Below are 15158 nucleotides of genomic sequence, written 5' to 3'. Positions count from 1 at the left end.
AGAGTAGGTTAAAGAAAACTTTAAGAGAGAAATCTCCTTGGCTGAAAGAGATTTTAAGTGGAAATTAACTGAAGTGCATCTTTGAGCTCTGAATTGAAATAATAGTAGGCTTCAGCGGGGGCGCCCGTTATAGCGTAAAGGTATTTTTATGTACTTATAGATTTTGTACTGACTATTTATAAAATGCAAATGATTTAGTTAGGATAAAAATCAGAGTGGAACCGTGTAGCAATTGCTTCGCCTCTGAATATAGAGGCGGAGTTTTTTTCTTTTACATCCGGAATAAAAGAAAAAGTGAATTCAATTTATGTGTTTAATTAAGATTAATTAAAAGATAATTTTAGAAGAAAGACTTTATATGGATAAGCAATTAAAAAACTAAGGAAGATAATTTTATTAGGGAATAATTAGCGATTTTAAAAGAAAAATAATAATTTTTATGGAGGATTAAAATGGGAATTAAAAAGGGGTTTAAAAATTTATCTAAATTACTTGTATTAAGTATTGCAGCGGTAGTTTTACTAGTTGGCTGTGGTACTAAGGGAGGGGATACTTATCAGGTGGAAACATCATCTGAAAAGCCAGATACTTTCGTTTATGGTATTGCAGGTGATCCAGGAAATTCAGTTAATGTAATCACAACAAGTGATCGTTATGGACTAATGACTATTAAAGCACTTTATTCACCACTATATATGTATAATGCAGATGGAATAAATTATTTCTTAGCAGAAAGTGTGACTCAATCAGAGGACAAGCTTACCTATACTGCTAATCTTAGAAAAGATGTTAAATGGAGTGATGGTGAAGATTTTACAGCAGATGATGTAGTCTTTACTTACAATGAAATGTTAAAAGAAAAAAATGCTGGATGGGCATATAGTCAATTGATTTTCAATGGAAAGCCTTTAAAGGTAGAAAAAGTTGATGACTATACAGTTAATTTTATATTACCAGAAGTAAGTGCACCAGGAATAGAACTTATAGCTAATATCTTCATTATGCCTAAGCACATTTATGAAGGAGAAACTGATATAGAAAATAGTCCTAAGAATGCAACACCTGTTGGAACTGGTCCATATAAATTTGAAGAATATAAAGCTGGTCAATACTTAAAGATGGTTAAAAATGAAAATTACTTTTTAGGTGAGCCAAAGATAAATAATGCTATTTTTAGAATTATACCTGATGCTAATACTGCAAAGCTTGCATTACAAAAGGGAGAAATAAATGCATTATCAGTCCAATCAAGTGATTTGAATGACTTAATTAAAGGTGATGATTTAACTGATTATAAATATGATGAGGGAAGAGTAGCATATTTAGTTCTTAACTCTAAATCACCAAAGTTACAAGATAAGAGTATTAGAGAAGCTATCTTCTATGGATTAAGTAGAGAACAATTAATTAATGCAGCATTTGGTTCAAAAGAATATGCACAAGAAGCGTATACATTCTTACCTAATGCTAACCCATTCCACACTAATGATGTGGAAAAGTATGATTATAATGTGGAAAAAGCTAAGGAACTTGTGGAAAAAGCTGGAGCTTCAGGGTTGACATTAAAGATTGGTTATATTGCTAATGATGTACCTTCACAAAAAGAGGCAACAATAATTCAAGAAAACTTAAAAGCAATAGGAATTAATGTTGAATTAGCTGGAGGAGAAGGAACGGCAATAAGTCAACAAATGAGGAAGGAAGATAGTGATTATGATATGTTCCTTGGTGGATATATTATGGGAATAGATCCAGATACGTTTAATTCATTATTTACTTCAGATAGTATATCTAACTATAGTCATAATAAGGATGCTGAAATAGATGAATTATTTAATGCCGGTAGAGTTGAAAGTGATGAAGCTAAGAGAGTTGAAATATATAATAAGATTCAGCAAAAATTACAAGCCAATGCTTATTACTACCCGATTTTAGAAAATAAGAGAATAGTAGTTATGAGTTCTAATTTAGCTGGAGTAGATGATGCTAAGTTAGTACCAGTTTATACTTTTGAAGATATGTCAAAGCTTTACTATAAATAAATCTAATAATTAATAATGTGCTGTTGCACAATGTAAAATTGAGAATGAAGAAAAAAGGAATTTATTTTAGTAATTCTGAAAGAATTACATCAACAATTCTTCATTCTTAATTCTTAATTGTTAATTGTTAATTGTTAATAAGGGGGGGCTACAATTGGCTAGATATATAATAAAGAGATTATTACAAGCCATACCATTAGTTATTTTAATTTCAATAATATGTTTTACATTAATTCAATTGGCACCATATAATGCCATTGATACTATGATTACTCCAATGATGTCTAAGGAAGCAGTTGAGTTAATCAATATAAAATATGGCTTTGATCAGCCTATATATATTCAGTACTTTCTATGGCTTAAGGGGATATTAAGTGGAGAGTTTGGGTATTCAATAATAACACATGGAAGTATATCACAAGATTTAATAAGTAGAATACCTGCAACTATTAGCTTAGTGTTACCGTCATATATAATTGCCTTGTTTATATCAATTGTCCTTGGTTTAATTTCAGGAGCTAATAAAAATAAATTAATTGATAAGATAATAGATGGTTTTTGTTCAATTGGAATTGCAATTCCTAGTTTTTGGTTTGCTATGATATTAATTTTTATATTTGGTTATAAGCTTAGATTATTACCGATATTGGGGATGAGTACTATAGGAATGAAGCCATCATTATCAGATTTTTTACTTCATTTTATTATGCCAGGTACAGTTTTAGTAGTAGCATTTATGCCAGAGCTAATTAGATATGTAAGATCATCTACTTTGGGACAAATATCAGAAGACTATGTAGTAGTACAAAAAGCATTTGGTGCTACTAAAAGAGAAATTTTATTTAAACATGTATTTAAAAATGTATTGTTACCTATAGTAACTAAGATGGGAATGGCTTTACCAATGCTAATAACTGGAGCCATGATTACAGAAACAGTATTTGGCTGGCCTGGGGTCGGTCCTTACTTTGTAACAGCTGTACAATCCTTAGATTATCCAGTAATAATGGCAGTTCTATTACTATCATCAACTTTAGTTATATTGGGGAATTTAATATCAGATATACTTTATTTCTTAATAGATCCAAGGATAAAGGAGATGAGATAGTGATATGAAAAATAGAAGACTTAGTAATTTGAAATATGAAATAACAAAGAATAAAAGTACTTTATTAGCAATTATATTTTTAACTTTAATTATTTTAATATCAATATTTGCCTTTTTAATACCAATGGATCCAAGTGCTACAAACACTAGTAATATACTCAAACCTCCAAGTGCTAGTCATATTTTTGGAACTGATGAGTTAGGACGAGATTACTTTGTTAGAACTATATATGGAGGAAGGGGTTCCTTAATTGTAGGAGTCCTTGCTATGATAATTTCAACAAGTATAGGTGTCGCTATAGGAACTATAAGTGGATACTTTGGAGGCTGGGTAGATAATCTTATTATGAGATCAGTAGATGTAATATCTTCAATTCCATGGATGATATTAGTTACTGTTATAAGTATATTTTTAAAGCCAGGACTACAAGCAATAATTATTGTTATAGGCTTATTTTCTTGGATGGAAACAGCAAGGTTAGTTAGAGCAGAAACCTTATCAATTAAGGAGAGAGAGTATGTTTTATATGCAAATTCCATTGGTGAGACTTCTTGGAGGATTATAACTAGGCATATTATACCAAGTGTATTTCCAACCATTATAATAGCTGCTACCTCAAGTATAGCTGGAGCTATTATGACTGAATCAGCATTAAGCTTTTTAGGACTTGGAATACAACCACCTACAGCATCTTGGGGAAACTTGCTTCAAAATGCTCAAAGTAATTTGCAAAGTTCACCTTATATGGCTATTTTACCAGGGATTCTAATAGTATTTACAATATATTCTTTTAATAAGGTAGGAAATGTTTTAAGAGTGTATCTAGAACCTAAGGTCGCAGAAAGGTAGGGCTAAGTATGTTAAATAGAGAAGTTGAAATTTATGAAAATGATGTTATTAAGGAAGTATTAAATAATATTAATGTTGAAAAAAATAATTTATTAAAAATAGAGGATTTAAAGACTAACTTTTATGTAAAAGGAGAGAAAATTCAAGCTGTTAGGGGGGTTAACTTAAATGTTAAAAAAGGTGAGGTACTAGGAATAGTTGGAGAGTCTGGCAGTGGGAAAAGCGTATTAATGAAATCTATTATGAATTTATTGCCAGGTGGAGCTGTAATAGAAAGCGGGAAAGTTTTATTTAATGATATAGATATATTAGATAAAGGAGAAAATGTAAGGGGAAGAGAAATTTCAATGATATTTCAAGATCCAATGACCTCACTAAATCCATTAAAGAAAATAGGGCAACACTTGATAGAGGTTATTGTAAGAACTAGAGGTATAAAAAAGAATGAGGCAAAGAAAGTTGCTATAGAAGCTCTAAGAGAAGTAGGAATTCAAGAACCTGAAAAAAGAATAAATCAATATCCACATGAATTTAGTGGCGGGATGAGACAAAGAGTTTTAATTGCAATGGCTATTGCATGTAAACCTAAATTGCTAATAGCTGATGAGCCTACTACTGCTTTAGATGTAACTATTCAAGCACAAATTATACAGCTATTAAAAGATATTAAAAAAAGCAATGATATGTCAATTATTTTAATTACACATGATTTAGGAGTTGTAGCAAGTATTTGTGATAGAGTGGCAGTTATGTATGGTGGATTAATAATGGAGGAAGGAAGTATAGATGAAATATTCTATGAAGCAAAACATCCTTATACTAAGGCATTATTAAATTCAATTCCAAGAAATAATGGCTCAGAAAAAGAAAGATTAAGAACTATTAAGGGTTCAGCACCATCTCTTTTAAATCCTCCTAAAGGATGTCCTTTTGCAGATAGATGTCAGCATGCAAATAAGTTATGTCTTAATGGACTTCCAGATTTTAAAGAGTTCTCTGATACTCATAAGGCTAGATGCTTTTTAATAAATTGATATAAGGAGAGAAGAGAATGAAAGAGGAACCGTTAATAGAAATAAAAAATCTGAAAAAGTATTTTACTGTAAAGAAAAGCATTATCAATAAGGAAAATAAGGTGATAAGGGCTGTAGATGGAGTATCTTTTTACATTAATAAAGGAGAAACCTTTGGATTAGTAGGAGAATCTGGCTGTGGTAAATCAACATTAGGGAGAACTATAACTAGGTTATATGATGTAACGGAAGGTGAAGTAATATTTAATGGAACTAATATAGCAGATATTAAGAAAAGAGATATGAAGAAATTCTATAGTAAGATTCAAACTATATTTCAAGACCCTTATTCTTCGTTAAATCCTTATATGACTGTTAAGGAGTTAATAGAAGAGCCATTAAAACTTCATACTAACCTAAGTAAGAGTGAGAGAGAAAATAAGATAGATGAGATTTTAAAGTTAGTTGGATTAAAGAAAAGTGATAAAAATAAGTTTTCATATGAATTTAGTGGTGGACAATGCCAAAGAATAGGAATTGCTAGAGCTATATCTACAGAACCAGAATTTATTTTATGTGATGAGCCTATTTCTGCCTTAGATGTATCTATTCAAGCACAAGTTGTAAATATGTTAGAGGACTTACAAGAAAAGCTAGGATTAACTTATTTATTTGTAGCTCATGACTTATCAATGGTAAGGCATATTTCAGATAGAATAGGAGTTATGTATTTAGGCAAAATAGTAGAAATAGCAGAAAGTGAAGAACTTTATGAAAACCCACTTCATCCATATACAAAAGGACTTATTTCATCTATACCAATAGCAGATCCAATAGAAACTAGAAAGTCAGAAATAGAAATAATAAAGGGAGATTTACCAAGCTCAATTAATATACCTTCAGGCTGTAGGTTCCATACTAGATGTCCATATGCAACAGAAAAATGTAGACAAGTTGAGCCAGAAATGAAGGAGATAAGCGATAATCATCAAGTGGCTTGTCACTTATATTAAAAAATAGAGATATATTGAGGGAAGTTTCAATTTTTGATAATTTTGAATAAATAATTTCATAGATTATTCATTTTTTTACTGTAAATTTTGAATTGTTGCTTATTTTCAATAGCTGTTTTATGAGATATTGTAGATTTTCTCGTGTAAAAAATATATATTATATAAATTATATATAAAAAATAAAATATGGGATAAGCTCTTGACATTAATGTTAATAAGATGTAAACTTAATGTAAATTTAATAAATACCTCACTTTGCTGTGAGGTAGAGGCGCAAAACCTAACAGTCTTTAGTGGAGCTTGAGAATGCTTTGAAGCTAAGGAGAAGGAGATTTTGCCGAAGTTTGTAATATTTCTCAGTATTACTTGCTGGGTCTGTAGTTAAGAGCTGCAGGACTGTCTTAATAAGCTTCCCGGTTTATTAAGTTGTGCTATCTCAAATGGGAAAGATGAGGGTTAAGTAATTATGAATTTAATATGAGCCCAAGGGCTCATTTGTTTTTATAATATCTTATCTGATTATTTAAGATAGCACCAGCCTCATAGGGCTGGTATTTTTATTTTAAAAAATAAGGAGAGATTTATCATGAAGAAAAAATTATCATTATTACTTTTATTTATTGTTACTACAGTGTTTACTTTAACAGGTTGTGGATCTAAGGAAGAAGAAGATGTACTTAGAATCGGATTAGAAGCTGGATATGCACCATTTAACTGGACTCAATTAGATGATTCTAATGGAGCAGTTAAAATAGATGGAAGTTCAGAATATGCTGGTGGATATGATATTCAAATTGCAAAGAAGTTAGCTGATTCTTTAGGCAAGAAATTAGTTGTTGTTAAAACTGAGTGGGACGGGCTAGTTCCTTCATTAGTATCAAATAAGATAGATGCAATTATTGCTGGTATGTCACCAACAGCAGAACGTAAAGAAACTATAGATTTTACAGATGTTTATTATAAATCAGATTTAGTTATGCTAGTGAAAAAGGGTGGAGCTTATGAAAATGCTCAAACATTAAAAGATTTTTCAGGAGCTAAGATAACAGGACAATTAAATACATTCCATTATACAGTTGTAGACCAAATACCTAATGTTAATAAGCAACCAGCTATGAGTGATTTCCCAGCTATGAGAGTTGCCTTAGAATCAGGAGTTATTGATGGCTATGTAACTGAAAGACCAGAAGCATTAAGTGCTCAAATGGCAAATGATAACTTTACAATGGTAGAATTCAAAGAAGGTTTTGTTACTTCTGAAGAAGATACTGCAATTGCTGTAGGGCTAAAGAAAGATAGTGAATTAAAAGATAAAATAAATGAAGCATTAAAAGGAATTTCAGAGGAAGAAAGATTACAAATAATGGACGAAGCTATTAAAAATCAACCAGCAGCACAATAATATTTTGCAAAGCAAAATAATGAAAAATTAAGAATGAAAAATGAAGAATCAAGGAAAAAACTCCTAAGGAGTTTTGAATAAAAGGTGTTTCGCACAAATTGAATTTTAAGTTTTGCAGTGCAAAACCTCCTTAATTTTTCACTTTTAATTTTTAATTCTTAATTTATAAATGGAGGTTTTATCGTGAGTTTAGATTGGATAGTTAGAATAGTGCAAGAGAATGGACCTATGTTTCTTCGTGGGGCATGGGTGACATTATATATATCTATAATAGGTACTTTAGTAGGTACTCTAATAGGGCTTGTTATTGGTGTTATAAAAACTATACCAGTTCCAGAAAAGGGAGCAAAAAGAATAATTTTAAAAATAGTAAATGGAATTTTATCAGCATATATAGAGTTTTTCCGTGGTACACCAATGATTGTACAAGCTATGGTGATTTATTACGGATCTGCAGCAGCTTTTTCAATAGATATAAATAAAACATTTGCAGGTTTACTAATAGTTTCAATTAACACTGGAGCTTATATGGCTGAAATAGTTAGAGGTGGTATTATATCTGTAGATAAGGGTCAATTTGAAGCAGCTCAAGCTATAGGGATGAACCATTTTCAAACTATGAAAAATATAGTTTTACCTCAAGTGGTAAGAAATATATTACCAGCTACAGGTAATGAGTTTGTTATAAATATTAAAGATACGTCAGTATTAAATGTTATTGCTGTATCTGAATTATTCTTCCAAACTAAGTCAGTAGCAGGGAATAATTTTAGATACTTTGAGTCATTCTTCGTAGCATGTATTCTTTATTTTATAATGACATTTACAATTACAAGAATACTAAGATTTATAGAAAAGAAGATAGATGGACCAGAAAACTACATTATTGCAGGAAATCAAATGCAAGTAGCTAGGGTGGAAGATATAGCAAGAAAGGCTAAAGAAGTTTAGTTTTTAAGGAGGAGATCAAATGGAGAATGTTATAGAAATAAAACATTTAAATAAATCCTTTGGGGACCATGAGGTTTTAAAGGATATTAACTTTTCAGTTAAGAAAGGTGAAGTTGTATGTATTATAGGTTCATCTGGATCAGGTAAATCTACTCTTTTAAGATGTGTAAACTTACTTGAAAAGCCTTCAGGTGGAGAAATTATCTATAATAATGAAAATATATTAGATGATAATCACGATATATATAAGTATAGAACTAAGCTAGGAATGGTATTTCAACAATTTAATTTATTCGATAATCATAATGTATTAAGTAATTGCGTTGTTGGACAAGTTAAGGTTTTAAAAAGAAGTAAATCAGAAGCTGAAGAAATTGCTATGAAATTCTTAGATGTAGTTGGAATGGGAAAATATATAAATGCTAAACCAAAGCAATTATCAGGTGGTCAAAAGCAAAGAGTTGCAATAGCAAGAGCATTGTCTATGGAACCAGATGTAATATTATTTGATGAACCAACTTCAGCTTTAGATCCTGAAATGGTAGGAGAAGTTCTTAAGGTAATGAAGGAACTTGCTCACACAGGTCTTACAATGCTTGTAGTTACACATGAAATGGAATTTGCAAGAGAAGTAGCAGATAGAGTAGTATTTATGAATGATGGAATAATAGAAGAAGAAGGAGCACCAGAAGAAATCTTTAATAATCCTAAGAAAGAACGTACTCGCGAATTCTTAAAGCGTACCTTAAGAAATTTATAATAATATTCTATAAAGAAACTCTTTACTAAACTTGATTATGTTAAGTTTAGTAAGGAGTTTCTTTGTTATGTTTATAGAATAGTTGAATATAAATACATTTATACCGATAGTACCTTGAAATGTGGAAGCTTTGAAATATTTATGAATTAATATTGTAATCTAAAATATAGATATATTGAAGGAATAAATATTTGGGGGAAATATTGTGGCAGGTGGATTTTATACATTTAATAATTATTTGAAGTCTAATATAGGGATTATAACAGCTTCTATGGAGGATTATATCGAGATGATTTATAGATTATCTTCTGATAAGGGATTCACTAGAGTAGGGGATTTATCTAAGGAGCTTAATGTTAGACCTGCATCCACAACTAAGATGATACAGAAATTAAATGATATAAGTTTAGTAACTTATGAGAAATATGGATATATAAGATTAACTGAAGACGGGAATATATATGGAGAATATTTATTATATAGACATAATACTGTTGAAAAGTTTTTAAAAATTATAGGAGTTACTAAAAATGTATTAGAAGAAACAGAAAAGATAGAACATGTATTAAGTAAAGATACCTTTGAGAAAATTGAAAACTTTATAGAAATAATTAATAATCATCCAATAATTAAAGAGAAATTAGGTAAGACTAAATAATAAGAAAATATTATTATTTAGGAGTGATACTATGAAATCAATTTGGAGTGAAAGTTATGATATTAAAGATAGAGGAGCATTAAATAATTCTAAGGAGGTTGAGGTTTTAATTATAGGGGGAGGAATTGCAGGGTTACTTACAGCATATATGCTTAAGGAAAAAGGAGTAGAGGCAATAGTAATAGATAGGGGAAAGGTATTAAAGGGAAATACTATTAACACTACTGCTAAGATAACAATACAACATAATATTATATATGATAAATTAATTAAGGAGTTTGGAGAAGAAAATGCTAAGAAATATGCAGATGCCAATAAACTTGCTTTAGAGAATTATGAAGAAATAATAAAAAAGAATAATATTGATTGTGAATTCGAAAAAGAAGATGCTTATGTTTATTCTCTAGATGACCCTAAAAAGATTATCAAAGAATATGAAGCAGCTATGAAATTAGGAATTGATGCAGAATTAGTAGATAAAACAGAGCTTCCCTTTGAAGTTGCAAAGGCTGTTAAGTTTAAAAATCAAGCTAATTATAATCCTGTAAAGTTTTTAAATTTTATAGCAAAGGATTTAACTATATATGAAAATACCAAAGCTATAGAAGTTAAGGAAAATACAGTAATAACTGATAAGGGGGAAATTAAAGCAAAGCATATAGTAGTAGCAACTCATTTCCCAATTATAAATGTTCCAGGGTTTTATTTCTTAAGGATGCATCAAGAAAGAGAATATGTTATTGCATTGAAAAATGCTCAAATATTAAATGGAATGTACATAGATGAAAAGGATGGAGGATATTCCTTTAGAAGATATAAGGATTACTTAATACTTGGTGGTGCTGGTGGTAGAACTGGTGATAATGAAGCTGGTGGATCTTATGATAAGCTTAGAAATTTTGCTAAAAAGCATTATGAAAATTCAACTGAAGAGTATCACTGGTCAGCTCAGGACTGTATTACTTCTGATGGTATTCCTTTTATAGGATATTATTCAAAAGAAATGCCTAATGTATATGTAGCAACTGGATTTAATAAGTGGGGAATGACATCATCTATGGTTTCTGCAATTATAATAAGTGGTTTAATTACAGGAAAAGAGTATGATTTTAATGAAATATTTTCACCGACTAGATTTGATTTTACAGCATCAATTAAGAACTTAGCTGTAGATGGATTTGAAACTACCTATAATTTTATAGCGGAAAAGGTAAGACTTCCACTATCAACTATTGAAAATGTTAATAATGGTGAAGCAGATGTAATTATACATGAAGGAAAGAAGGTTGGAATTTATAAAACTGAAAATGGAGAAGTTCATACAGTATCTAATAAATGTCCTCATTTAGGCTGTGAATTAAAATGGAATAATGATGATTTATCATGGGATTGCCCTTGCCACGGATCAAGGTTTGATTACAAGGGAAGTTTATTAGATTCACCTTCAATTAAAGAGTTAAAGTATGAAGAAGAGTGATAATTATCATAAGAAGAAAAGTTTTTTTGAAGGTTGGTATTTTAAACAACAATCTAAAGAGAATAGTATAGCCCTTATACCTGGAATTAATATTAGTAAAGACGAAAGTAAGTATGCTTTTATTCAAATAATAACTGAAGAAAAAGCATATAATGTTAATTATGATTTTAAAGATTTTTCTATAAGTGATGATAAGCTTACAATAAAAATAAAAGATAGTATTTTTTCTACGAAGGGGTTAATTTTAAATATTAAAAGTAAAGATATTAATATTAAGGGTAGGCTTATTTATAGTGATATTACTCCAATAAAGGGGGATATTATGGGGCCTTTTGCATACTTTCCATTTATGGAATGCTTCCATGGTGTTTTAAGCTTAAATCATGAAGTAAATGGAACTTTAACATTAAATAATAAAGAAATAATTTTTAATAATGATCTTGGATACATAGAAAAAGATTGGGGGAGATCATTTCCTAAGAGGTATTTATGGGTACAATGTAATGATTTTTCATTAGAGGATACTAGCATTATGGTATCTATTGCTAATATACCATTTTTAGGTTTTGAATTTAAGGGATGTATAGCAGTAGTTTATTATAAAGGTAGAGAGTATAGATTGGCTACATATAATGGAGTTAAGCTAGTCTCATATGATGAAAAAGGATTAGTAATAAAAAGAGGGGCTTATAAACTACAAGTAAAAATAAAAGAATTATCTCCACAAGGCCTTCTAGCTCCTAATGGAGGAGAAATGGTTAGAACTATATATGAAAACTTGATTTGTAAAGCAAACTTTAAGTTTTATAAAAAAGATGAATTAATATTTGACTTAGATAGTAATATGGCTAGCTTTGAATATGTAAATAGCTAGATGAAAAAAGGCTGCTTTTTCAGCAGCCTTTTATATTACATTGATTTATGGAATGTTCTGTTTATAACATCTAATTGTTGTTCTCTAGTTAACTTAATGAAGTTTACAGCATAACCTGAAACTCTTATAGTTAATTGAGGATATAATTCAGGATGATCCATAGCATCTAATAGAGTTTCTCTATCAAATACATTAACATTTAAGTGATGAGCATCTTGGCCAAAATATCCATCCATTAATGAACTTAAGTTCTTAATTCTGTCTTCAGGAGTTTTTCCTAAAGCATCAGGGATTATTGAGAAAGTATTTGAAATACCATCTTGTGAATGCTCATATGGTAATTTAGCAACAGAGTTTAATGATGCTAATGAACCACTGTTATCTCTTCCGTGCATTGGGTTAGCACCTGGAGCAAATGGTTCTCCTGCTTTTCTTCCATCAGGAGTAGTTCCAGTCTTCTTACCATAAACAACGTTTGAAGTTATAGTTAATACTGATTGAGTGTGGTATGCATTTCTGTAAGTCTTGTTTTGTCTGATCTTATTCATCATATTTTCAACTAGATATACAGCTATTTCATCAACTCTATCATCATCATTTCCGTATTTAGGGAAATCGCCTTCGATTTCGAAATCAATAGCAACTCCTTCTTCATTTCTTATTGGCTTAACTTTAGCATATTTAATAGCTGAAAGTGAGTCAGCACAAACTGAAAGTCCTGCTATACCACAAGCCATTGTTCTAAATACGTCTCTGTCATGTAAAGCCATTTGTAATTTTTCATATGAATACTTATCATGCATGTAGTGGATAACATTTAAAGTATTAACATAAAGGTTAGCTAACCAATCTGTCATTATTTCGAATTTTTCCATTACTTCATCATAATTTAAGTATTCGCTAGTGATAGGAGCAAGTTTTGGTCCTACTTGCATTCCGTACTTTTCATCTTTACCACCGTTTATAGCGTAAAGTAAAGTTTTAGCTAAGTTAACTCTAGCACCGAAGAATTGCATTTGCTTACCAACTCTCATTGCAGATACACAACAAGCAATTGCATAATCATCTCCCCAGTATGGAGCCATTAAATCATCATTTTCATATTGAACTGAGCTTGTATCAATAGAAACCTTAGAACAGAAATCTTTAAATCCTTGAGGTAATCTAGTTGACCAAAGTACAGTTAGGTTTGGTTCTGGTGATGGTCCTAAAGTATATAATGTGTTAAGAATTCTGAAAGAGTTCTTAGTAACTAAAGTTCTTCCATCTAATCCCATACCACCGATTGATTCAGTAACCCAAGTTGGATCTCCTGAGAATAAATCGTTGTATTCTGGAGTTCTTAAGAATTTAACAAGTCTTAATTTCATAACAAAATGGTCAACTAATTCTTGAGCTTCTTCTTCTGTGATTAATCCAGCTTTTAAATCTCTTTCTATATATATATCTAAGAAAGTAGAAGTTCTTCCAAGAGACATAGCAGCACCATTTTGGTCTTTTATAGCTCCAAGGAATCCAAAGTATAACCATTGAATAGCTTCTTTAGCATTAGTTGCTGGCTTAGAAATATCAAATCCGTAAGTTTCAGCTAGGCCTTTTAGTTCTTTTAAAGCTAAGATTTGATCAGAGATTTCTTCTCTTAATCTAATAATATCTTCATCTATGCATTTAACTTCTAAACTCTTCTTTTGAGCCATTTTATCTTCAATTAATCTATCTACTCCATATAGAGCAACTCTTCTGTAGTCACCTATGATTCTTCCTCTACCATAAGCATCTGGAAGACCAGTGATAACACCAGATTTTCTTGCAAGTCTCATTTCATCTGTATAAGCATCGAAAACACCTTGATTATGTGTCTTTCTATATTTAGTAAATATTTCAGAAATTTTAGGGCTTACTTCATAGCCATATGATTTTGCAGCATTTTCAGCCATTCTTATTCCACCAAAAGGCATAACTGCTCTTTTTAATGGAGCATCAGTTTGAACCCCAACGATTTTTTCAAAAGCTTGATCTATATAGCCAGCTTTATATGCATTTATTCCTGAAACAGTTTCAGTATCTAAATCTAAAATACCGTTTTCTCTTTCTTTTTTGAATAATTCACTTACTTCATCCCATAATTTTTTAGTTGCATCAGTAGCTCCAGCTAAAAAGCTGTCGTCACCTTTATATTCTGTGTAGTTAAGTTGGATAAAGTTTCTAACATCAACAGATTTAGTCCATTGACCTTCTTTAAAGTTAATCCATTCTTGCTTCATACATTGCACCCCTTTTTTAGAAATTAGTAGCACTAAAGGCTTGAAATATATTCTCAACAAATAATGCTTATCATTTAAATTATAGCATCAAATAATAGTTAATACAAGAAAAATGTTTAAAATTTAACAATATAATATACATTCAAAATGCAAAATAAGTTGATTATATAATATCATACCTTTATAATTATATAGAAAATTTCAAAAATATAAAGGTATATTATAAAAAAAATTGGAGGTTTTTTATGGCGGGGGAAATAAAAATTTGTAGATGTAGAGATGTTAGCTACTTAGAGATAAGAAAGGCAATGCTTGAAGGAGCTAGAAATTTAGAGGATATTATGATGGAAACTGGCGCTGCAACTTGCTGTGGAGGATGTACAAGTCAAGTTATAGGAATATTAGAATCTGTATGTAGATGCAATAATATTTCTATGAAAGAAGTTATAAAAACAGTTAATGATGGTGCGGATACTGTTGAAAAAGTAGGAGAAATTACTAAGGCAGGAACTACTTGTGGGAGATGTAGACCATTAATACAAAATGTAATTGAAGTAAAAAGATAGACTTATTATATATTTATATTAGAAAAAAGATTTAATAGATATATAATAGGTCTATTTTTTCATTTTTATTAAAAGATGAACGTTTGTGATTATATACAAAAAATATTTGAATGTTTTTGCATTAATTTGAACGAAAATTCTTGAAAACGATTTTGGAAAGTAGTATTATTTAATCAAGGA

13 protein-coding genes and 1 riboswitch are annotated in these 15158 nt (G+C 30.2%); of the genes, 12 read left to right on the top strand and 1 reads right to left on the bottom strand.

Annotated features, from left to right (window positions below; translation table 11 throughout):
- Positions 1 to 452 precede the first annotated feature (452 nt).
- From E5347_RS12900 to E5347_RS12850, 11 genes are all read left to right on the top strand, one after another.
- A complete protein-coding gene (locus tag E5347_RS12900) occupies positions 453 to 2042 on the top strand; it encodes an ABC transporter substrate-binding protein (protein ID WP_136007640.1) in 1590 nt (529 codons plus the stop codon).
- Between the two features lie 154 nt (positions 2043 to 2196).
- Positions 2197 to 3150: an ABC transporter permease gene (locus E5347_RS12895; protein ID WP_136007639.1), complete on the top strand. Its 954-nt coding sequence runs from the start codon at positions 2197 to 2199 to the stop codon at positions 3148 to 3150.
- Between the two features lie 4 nt (positions 3151 to 3154).
- Positions 3155 to 4000, top strand: coding sequence for an ABC transporter permease (locus tag E5347_RS12890; RefSeq protein ID WP_136007638.1), 846 nt, complete (start codon positions 3155 to 3157; stop codon positions 3998 to 4000).
- 8 nt (positions 4001 to 4008) lie between these two features.
- A complete protein-coding gene (locus E5347_RS12885) occupies positions 4009 to 5034 on the top strand; it encodes an ABC transporter ATP-binding protein (RefSeq protein ID WP_136007637.1) in 1026 nt (341 codons plus the stop codon).
- A gap of 17 nt (positions 5035 to 5051) precedes the next feature.
- On the top strand, positions 5052 to 6026 hold the full coding sequence (locus E5347_RS12880) for an ABC transporter ATP-binding protein (RefSeq protein ID WP_136007636.1): 975 nt from the start codon (positions 5052 to 5054) through the stop codon (positions 6024 to 6026).
- A gap of 258 nt (positions 6027 to 6284) precedes the next feature.
- Positions 6285 to 6468, top strand: a riboswitch (Lysine riboswitch).
- Between the two features lie 144 nt (positions 6469 to 6612).
- Complete coding sequence (locus E5347_RS12875; RefSeq protein WP_136007635.1) at positions 6613 to 7428, top strand: transporter substrate-binding domain-containing protein; 816 nt, start codon at positions 6613 to 6615, stop codon at positions 7426 to 7428.
- A gap of 183 nt (positions 7429 to 7611) precedes the next feature.
- Positions 7612 to 8379: an amino acid ABC transporter permease gene (locus E5347_RS12870; protein ID WP_136007634.1), complete on the top strand. Its 768-nt coding sequence runs from the start codon at positions 7612 to 7614 to the stop codon at positions 8377 to 8379.
- A 19-nt stretch (positions 8380 to 8398) separates the two neighbouring features.
- Positions 8399 to 9139 (top strand): amino acid ABC transporter ATP-binding protein, encoded by a 741-nt coding sequence (locus tag E5347_RS12865; RefSeq protein WP_136007633.1) that lies wholly within the window; start codon positions 8399 to 8401, stop codon positions 9137 to 9139.
- Between the two features lie 202 nt (positions 9140 to 9341).
- Positions 9342 to 9797 carry a metal-dependent transcriptional regulator gene (locus tag E5347_RS12860; protein ID WP_136007632.1) on the top strand — a complete coding sequence of 152 codons (456 nt, stop codon included), beginning with the start codon at positions 9342 to 9344 and terminating at the stop codon, positions 9795 to 9797.
- 31 nt (positions 9798 to 9828) lie between these two features.
- Positions 9829 to 11274 carry an FAD-dependent oxidoreductase gene (locus tag E5347_RS12855; protein WP_136007631.1) on the top strand — a complete coding sequence of 482 codons (1446 nt, stop codon included), beginning with the start codon at positions 9829 to 9831 and terminating at the stop codon, positions 11272 to 11274.
- Positions 11261 to 12148, top strand: coding sequence for a tocopherol cyclase family protein (locus tag E5347_RS12850; RefSeq protein WP_136007630.1), 888 nt, complete (start codon positions 11261 to 11263; stop codon positions 12146 to 12148). The genes E5347_RS12855 and E5347_RS12850 overlap by 14 nt, the downstream gene beginning before the upstream one ends.
- 35 nt (positions 12149 to 12183) lie before the next feature.
- Here the strand turns inward: E5347_RS12850 and pflB are convergent, their stop codons facing one another.
- The gene (gene pflB / locus E5347_RS12845; protein WP_136007629.1) at positions 12184 to 14412 is read right to left on the bottom strand and encodes a formate C-acetyltransferase; all 2229 of its coding nucleotides are present in this window, start codon (positions 14410 to 14412) and stop codon (positions 12184 to 12186) included.
- 245 nt (positions 14413 to 14657) lie between these two features.
- Between pflB and E5347_RS12840 the strand changes: the two genes are divergently transcribed.
- Complete coding sequence (locus E5347_RS12840) at positions 14658 to 14978, top strand: (2Fe-2S)-binding protein (RefSeq protein ID WP_136007628.1); 321 nt, start codon at positions 14658 to 14660, stop codon at positions 14976 to 14978.
- The last annotated feature ends 180 nt before the right edge of the window (positions 14979 to 15158 follow it).

This window comes from Clostridium sartagoforme, from assembly GCF_004794105.1.
GTDB classification, from domain to species: Bacteria; Bacillota; Clostridia; order Clostridiales; family Clostridiaceae; genus Clostridium; species Clostridium sartagoforme_B.
The sequence above is the reverse complement of the archived record's forward strand: the minus strand, read 5'-3'. Positions and strand labels throughout refer to the sequence as shown.

Excerpts from the sequence above, each read along its gene's own strand:
- E5347_RS12880 (WP_136007636.1), top strand. The coding sequence starts at position 5,052 with ATGAAAGAGGAACCGTTAATAGAAATAAAAAATCTGAAAAAGTATTTT.
- E5347_RS12865 (WP_136007633.1), top strand. The coding sequence starts at position 8,399 with ATGGAGAATGTTATAGAAATAAAACATTTAAATAAATCCTTTGGGGAC.
- E5347_RS12875 (WP_136007635.1), top strand. The coding sequence starts at position 6,613 with ATGAAGAAAAAATTATCATTATTACTTTTATTTATTGTTACTACAGTG.
- E5347_RS12890 (WP_136007638.1), top strand. The coding sequence starts at position 3,155 with ATGAAAAATAGAAGACTTAGTAATTTGAAATATGAAATAACAAAGAAT.
- pflB (WP_136007629.1), bottom strand. The coding sequence starts at position 14,412 with ATGAAGCAAGAATGGATTAACTTTAAAGAAGGTCAATGGACTAAATCT.
- E5347_RS12885 (WP_136007637.1), top strand. The coding sequence starts at position 4,009 with ATGTTAAATAGAGAAGTTGAAATTTATGAAAATGATGTTATTAAGGAA.
- E5347_RS12900 (WP_136007640.1), top strand. The coding sequence starts at position 453 with ATGGGAATTAAAAAGGGGTTTAAAAATTTATCTAAATTACTTGTATTA.
- E5347_RS12840 (WP_136007628.1), top strand. The coding sequence starts at position 14,658 with ATGGCGGGGGAAATAAAAATTTGTAGATGTAGAGATGTTAGCTACTTA.
- E5347_RS12855 (WP_136007631.1), top strand. The coding sequence starts at position 9,829 with ATGAAATCAATTTGGAGTGAAAGTTATGATATTAAAGATAGAGGAGCA.
- E5347_RS12850 (WP_136007630.1), top strand. The coding sequence starts at position 11,261 with ATGAAGAAGAGTGATAATTATCATAAGAAGAAAAGTTTTTTTGAAGGT.